The following is a 6,789-nucleotide window of genomic DNA, read 5'->3' as shown; positions in this document are numbered from 1 at the left end:
TTTTAGTCAAATATACTGTAAGCATTGAAATTGCTAATACGTTTTTTTAGAATGTAGTGTTTGTAATGTTTACATGAATCGTAATTTTTTTATTTTTTTTTTAGTTTTTGTTTATCTATCATTTTTTTGGATATAATATAATATTTTTAATACATCAATCTCAAACACATCATTGCCTAAATCTATATGCTCATCTGTTTTAAATATATCTGAAATTACATCAATCTCAAACTGTCGAAGTAAGCTGAAATTCATTAACATCGTTTTAAATATATCTGAAATTACATCAATCTCAAACACTCTATCACCAATTTCTTGAGTTCTTCCTGTTTTAAATATATCTGAAATTACATCAATCTCAAACCTCAAATTCAAGAAAACATGTCCATCACAACATGGTAACTTCAAATATATTCGTTTTTAATATATCATTAAAACATTAATTTTTCAATATATTTCACATATGTCTTTATCTAAAATAAATACTTCTTCATATTCTCTGCAAATATCATTTATATGATTTTCAAACATTATCAGATAAATTTTTTTATACGATGCAAACTTATATAATTCTCTTATTTCATCTAATTCAAAAAATTCTCTAAAATTTATAAAAGCAAAAATATTTTTACCTGTAACTTCTTTTACAAGGTCAATATAATGGCATATTTTTTCTAAATCATTTTCATAATCTTCTACAAATCTAACATTACTAATTTTTAAAATGTCTATAATATTAATATCAATTGAAAATTCTAATGGAAAATCAGATATATCGATGATATCATCGATATATCTGATTATTTCAGAGTTTAATTTATTAGTTTTTATATACATATCCTCTTCTATAGAAATTTCTCTTAGCTTGTTATATACTTTTAATAAAATTTTCTTATTATTAATATTTAATGTATAGTAATCTAAAATAACATCTAATTTTTTTGATAGTTTAATTTCTTTTTCATTATCAGATAAAACAAATCTTCCATTATCATCATAATCAATACTCTGATTATATATTTCTTTTATGTAATTTCTAAATAATTTTTTATCTTCTATCACTACTAAATTAATTTTATTTTCTTTAAATTCCATTCGATAATTAAATTCTGGATGCACTAATTTCATATTATTACTAACCTTTCATCATTATCTAAAACATCTGATTTTTTCTCACCTATAATCATTTCCATTTTCGAAAATTGTTTCTCAGTTACTGTTAGTACCTGTATTAATCCTTTATCCGGACTATTTTTTCTTATATTTTCTAATAAAATATTTGATGCAGTAGTATTAAGAGATATCTTACTATAAACAGACTCTTGCATCATTAGAAATCCACTTTTTAATAAAAATTTTCTAAACTTTGTATATTCTTTTATTTCAGATGAAGTTGTTGTTGGTAAGTCAAAAAACACTATTGTCCTCATAAATCTATAACTCATCTTTATAAAATTTTATAAGTGATGTATCATTCTCATTTATTGCTTCTAGTACACTTTTGCAATATATTTTTATAGCATTATTGACATAATTCATTTTCCCATCTATAACAACTTCTTTATTTAATATATTTACAAGTTTCATTTTTTCATCACGTTCAAATTTATCCATATCTACCATATTATACACTTCTCTGTCAACTAATACTCTAAATGGTTCCATTAAGTCTGAACTTAAATTAAAATGATTGAACATATTGTCATGAAATATCCCTACTTGAGTTAGATATCCACTAGATACAATTTCCCTATTAAATGCTGACAATATTATTGTATATCCATAATTTAAAGCTGAATTTATTAAAGAGTCATCATTTCTAGTAAAATCTTTTCCAAATAGTGCATTAAAATATACTTTTGATGCATGACCTTCTCTATTGCTCTCATCTTTATATTTTATTTCCTCAATATATTTTTTCAGAAGTTTATATTCATCTAGTCCAAGATATTTTAGAAATTTCATTTGTTGATTTATTTTTTCAGTTACTATATCTGTCCAAATAGAGTCTTTTGCATTCTGTAACCATTTAATTTGTTTTCTTACTTTTGAACTTGTATCATGACTTCCATAATATGGTATATTTTCAAAACATGGATTTCTTTTTTCATCACAAAATATAACTTTTATTTTTCTTTTTGCTAATTCACATAACAAGCACGCCGTTATAGATACTTCTGTTGTTTCAATTATCAGAGTAGATAGTTCTCCTAGAAAGATTCTAGTTATACCATCTCCTCTGATAACCATATAATTCAATTTTAAATCTAATTTTGCTCTACTTGTTATTACTACTGTTCTCCAACTCATTATCTTTTAAAGTTTTCAACATCCTGTAAAAGATTTATTCTATTTTCGAAAATACCAGTTGGTGATTGGTTTATTAAAAAAACTTTATCATTGTCAGAAAGTTTTTTATTTATTCTTAAAACACTTGTTTGTTTAGACCCTCCAATAGTTTCTAAATCTATACCTTCAGATGTTGTATTAAATATTCTAATTATTTTTTTTATTTGTATACACTGTTCATATATTGAAAGTTTTTCAAATTTTGATTTACCAGTTTCCAAGCATTTTATGGTATTTATTATTGCAGGTCTTTTTGAATAAATACTATTTATTATTTTTTCATATAGGTATTCATATATATCTATATTATCTTTACCTGTTAATTTTAAAGTTTCTTCCATATTTTTATCTTCTTTTTCTGTAGATGCATATTTTATAACTTGTTTTAAATACTTAGCTTTCTCATAATCTATCTTTAATTGAACAGCACTTTTCATTATTATTCTATCTCCTGTTCTTCCTGATATATGCATTGGATATCCATTAATTTCAAATAAACTATTTATTTTTATTTTAGGTATAAGTAAATTAGGATTTTTTAATCCACTATTTTCTAATATATATTCTTCTATATCTTTTAATTCATTTTTAGAATTTAAGACTTTATATAGTGGAATATTTTCTAAAGTTCTTATTTTATTACCTTTTTTATCTTCACTTTCTACATATGCAAAGAAAGAACCTGTTACTTTATTATATCCTCCATATTTTTCAACAGAAAGATTTTCATTTTTATTTGATTTTATAGGTAAATACCCTTGTCCACTTCCACTTTTTTCTTTATTTATAATATTTTGATCGAATAATCCTCCTTTAACAGAGTATGAATATCTAGTAAATAAAATTCCACCTTTTGAAAGCATCTTTTTAACGGTTTTTTTAGTTCCATTTTCTCCTTTTATCCAAGCAGTTTCATTTTTTGTTTTTACATCATTTTCATACATTCTATATAAGTTGTACTTTCCACCAGAATTTATAAATCTTAATACATTCTTAGTAAATTTAACATAATATACATTTCCTACAACTATTGCAAGGTATGCATCATGTGCATGATGTAAATCATTAAGTTCTCTTACTTTAACAAAATCTATTACCTCATTTCTAAAATCAGATGTATTTTCTGCTTTTGTATATACTATCTCACTTTCTTCCATTATTTTTTCAAGTATATTTGCAACTGCTTTTGTACTTTGTCCTGTAAATACTAACTGTCTTTCAATAAATGTTGCTAGTTCATTAGATGTTAATTCTATTTTTCTTGTAAGTCTTTCATGTTTTTTTTCATCTATTAATTTCTTTTCTAGTAATAAATCCCAAAATGAGTTTTGTTTCTTTTGAATAGTATTGCTCAAAGGATATTCATCTGATTTTCTACTGTTTACATCTTTTCTAACTAATACAAGATTTTTATTTATACTATCATCTTTTGTTTTTGATCTAGGATAAATATGATCTATATCATATTTTGTTGTAAATAGTTCTGATAACTCTATTCTTTCTCCTGTATACATATCTCTTCCCATTTGAGTGTAGTATAAATAAAGTTTTTTACTTCTTAATCTACTTTCTTCAATATTGCTCAATTTTTCTATCATACCATCATCTATAAATTCTTTTAAATATGCATGTTCTTCTTGTTTGCAATTTTTATAGCATTCTTCTAAATTCTTTTTCCTAGAAGATACTCTCTTTTTTTCTTTATCTCCTCTTGGCATCTCAATAAATATCCTTTTAGGTTCGCAACCCATAACCTCTTGTATTTCTTTTACCACTTTTACTGTTTGCCAAATTGATCTTTTTACAGATGGTGATACATACAAATCTTCCACTAATGTTTCATAATCTAAATTATTACTATCGATATCTTTAGATAAGTTTTTATTAAAATTGTTTATTATATTAGTATACTCAAATTGATTAGAAAGTAATTGCATAAGATTATAATTTGTTTCATACATAGCCTGAATTATATTTAAGTCAGTTTGTCCTTCTATATCTGTTTTTATTTCTGTTAGAAATTTTTTAGATAATTTTCCCCAACCATTAAAATTGATAGAAACTAATTTTTCTATTTGTTTATCTGTTAAATTTTTATATGAACTTTTTATTTTCTTTCTTAACATTTTCTTTTCACTACCAAGAACAGTAGACCATAAAATAACATTTTCTGCTATTTCAATATTTTTTATATTATTATCTAAATCTCCTAAAATATTTTTTAATTTTGCATAAGAATCCATCTTATTTTTGAAATCACCATCTATGCCAGATATTTCCACATCTAGTCCATATTCTCTTTTATAAAATTCTTTTATTTTTTTATTTGTTATTGTTTTGCCTGTTAAAAATAATTCTTCATAAATTTTCTTTTTTATTTTAACATCTGGTTTTTCATTATTTATTTTTAGATTATTTAATTCATTTAATACTCTAAATTTACTATATAGTATTGACTGATTTGGTAAGACATCTTCTCCAATTAGATATGTACATTTATTAGTCATTCTCATTATAAAGTTTTCTGCACTTTTATCTTTATCAACTATTTCATCAAAATTCCATGGATATATTTTTTCATTATTCTTCTTTTCAACCCAACAAAAACCTTTATCTTTGTCTTTATCATTTAGTGGTCCTACATAGTATGGTATTCTAAATGTAAGAAGTTTTTCAATTTTATATTTTGTCGAATATCCTTTACTATCATTTTTATTTAAAAAATCATAATGCTTTTCTGCATTTGATAATATTTTTCTTAATTCTTCTAAATGGAGTTGATATGGTAAAACCCCATTTTTTCTATCTATTTGCTTAGGCATAAATGTTAACTTTTCTGATTTACATTCTTCTAAAATTCTTTCTTTTATAGGATCTTCTTCCTTTATTTTGCTTAGTTTCTTTGTAATATATTTACAAAATTCTTCTTGATTAACTTTATTTCCACAATAGACTTTCTTCTTATTCTCTATATAATGTCCTGTATATTTAACATAATTGGCATCATTTTTATTAGATGGTATTGAAGAAAACATATTTTTATATTCTTCTGGAATATATGTTTTTATTATATATTTCAAGTCTGCAAGGTCTTTCTTATGTTTATCATATATTGATACCTTTGCATTTGATAAACAACTATTTCCATTTAAAATATTAGCTAATATAGACCAATCATATGTTTTTTTTATTTTTTCTAAAAAGAAAAGTTCATTTTCAGAAAGTAAATTTTCTATTTCTTCTAATTCCTGTTCATAATTATCAGTATTAAAAGTAAGATTTATAGCTTTATTATTTGTTTCTAATACTAAAGATTCATTATTAAATCCTTTTTTTAAATTTGTATTTTGACCATTTAATAATTTAAATAATTCCTTAGTCATATTCTCTTTTTCTTTTAATTCTATTTTATTTTCATAAGAAATTTTTATATTTTTAAAAAGAGAATTTAATTTATCTTTTTTAGTCATTTTATTATCTTTTAATGTATTTTCAAACATTTCTTCATTTAAGATATGTAATTCTATTCCTATTTCATAAAATGCTTCTATTAAACTTTCTTTTGCATCATGAAAATTCTTAACGGATTCAATTTCTTTATCTCCTAATAAAAAGTGTCCTCTATTTTTTATTATGTTATGTATTGCCAAATAAATAAGTCGAATATCTTTTTTTTCACTACTTTCGATTAAATCTTTACGTAGATGGTAAATAGTAGGATATAATTTATAGTATTCTTTATCTGTAAATTCTTTATCGTTAAATAATGCAAAAGGACAATCTTTTTCTGTCTTATCTTCTAAGTAGTATTTACTTTCTTTTAATCTTTGGAAAAATGTAGGATCAATTTTATTTATCTCTTCTGCAAAAAGTTCTTGTAATAATTTTATTCTTTCTTTTTTTCTAGCATTCATCCTTCTACTAGATCTAAAACTTCTTCTTTCAGAAGCTGTTTTTCCTTCTTCAAACAATCTTGAACCTATTAAATTTTTTCCTTTTGCTCTTAGTATATTATAATTTACATCTGTTACTGCCCATCCTAATGAGCTTGTTCCTATATCAAGCCCTAAAAAATATTCTCTTCCCATAGTAATACCTCCATTTTAATTTGACATTTAGTATCTTTTAATATACAATATAAATAAGTTTTAAATATATTTTAAATTACATCAAAAGTTCAAATAAAATTTTTTCAAACCGTATGCCTGCATTGTGCAGCATCTAAATAATTAACTTGCTATAGGGCAAGTTATTTTTTTATTCTTTTTGTTTTTTAACAAATAATTTATATTTTTATTCTACTCCAAATCCATGAAAAAATCTATCTTTTTCAAATAAAATATATTTTCTCTTTTCTATATACTCATTCTTATAAAATATAATTTAAAAATTTAATATAAAGTATAGATATATATCATCAAATAAGATATTATATAAAGT

5 protein-coding genes are annotated in these 6,789 nt (G+C 23.0%); all 5 read right to left on the bottom strand.

The window, feature by feature from the left end; genetic code table 11:
• Positions 1-111: 111 nt before the first annotated feature.
• The 5 genes from Q1J78_RS02100 to cas9 all read right to left on the bottom strand — a co-directional run bounded on the left by Q1J78_RS02100 (position 112) and on the right by cas9 (position 6,437).
• A complete protein-coding gene (locus Q1J78_RS02100; RefSeq protein WP_300275950.1) occupies positions 112-369 on the bottom strand; it encodes a hypothetical protein in 258 nt (85 codons plus the stop codon).
• 78 nt (positions 370-447) lie between these two features.
• Positions 448-1,128, bottom strand: a complete 681-nt coding sequence (gene csn2, locus Q1J78_RS02095; RefSeq protein ID WP_300275948.1) for a type II-A CRISPR-associated protein Csn2 — start codon at positions 1,126-1,128, stop codon at positions 448-450.
• Positions 1,125-1,430 (bottom strand): CRISPR-associated endonuclease Cas2, encoded by a 306-nt coding sequence (cas2, locus tag Q1J78_RS02090; RefSeq protein ID WP_300275946.1) that lies wholly within the window; start codon positions 1,428-1,430, stop codon positions 1,125-1,127. Before cas2 ends, csn2 begins: the two co-directional genes overlap by 4 nt.
• Positions 1,431-1,434: 4 nt before the next feature.
• Positions 1,435-2,310, bottom strand: a complete 876-nt coding sequence (cas1, locus tag Q1J78_RS02085) for a type II CRISPR-associated endonuclease Cas1 (RefSeq protein WP_300275944.1) — start codon at positions 2,308-2,310, stop codon at positions 1,435-1,437.
• Positions 2,310-6,437, bottom strand: a complete 4,128-nt coding sequence (gene cas9 / locus Q1J78_RS02080; protein ID WP_300275942.1) for a type II CRISPR RNA-guided endonuclease Cas9 — start codon at positions 6,435-6,437, stop codon at positions 2,310-2,312. The genes cas1 and cas9 overlap by 1 nt, the downstream gene beginning before the upstream one ends.
• Positions 6,438-6,789 lie beyond the last annotated feature (352 nt).

Origin of the sequence: Peptacetobacter sp. (genome assembly GCF_029264495.1) — a bacterium.
Classification (GTDB): domain Bacteria; phylum Bacillota; class Clostridia; order Peptostreptococcales; family Peptostreptococcaceae; genus Peptacetobacter.
This window is presented reverse-complemented; position numbering and strand designations above follow the sequence as displayed.

Bases quoted from the DNA above. Each gene is read 5' to 3' on its own strand.
- cas2 (WP_300275946.1), bottom strand. From the start codon at position 1,430: ATGAGGACAATAGTGTTTTTTGACTTACCAACAACAACTTCATCTGAA.
- csn2 (WP_300275948.1), bottom strand. From the start codon at position 1,128: ATGAAATTAGTGCATCCAGAATTTAATTATCGAATGGAATTTAAAGAA.
- cas1 (WP_300275944.1), bottom strand. From the start codon at position 2,310: ATGAGTTGGAGAACAGTAGTAATAACAAGTAGAGCAAAATTAGATTTA.
- cas9 (WP_300275942.1), bottom strand. From the start codon at position 6,437: ATGGGAAGAGAATATTTTTTAGGGCTTGATATAGGAACAAGCTCATTA.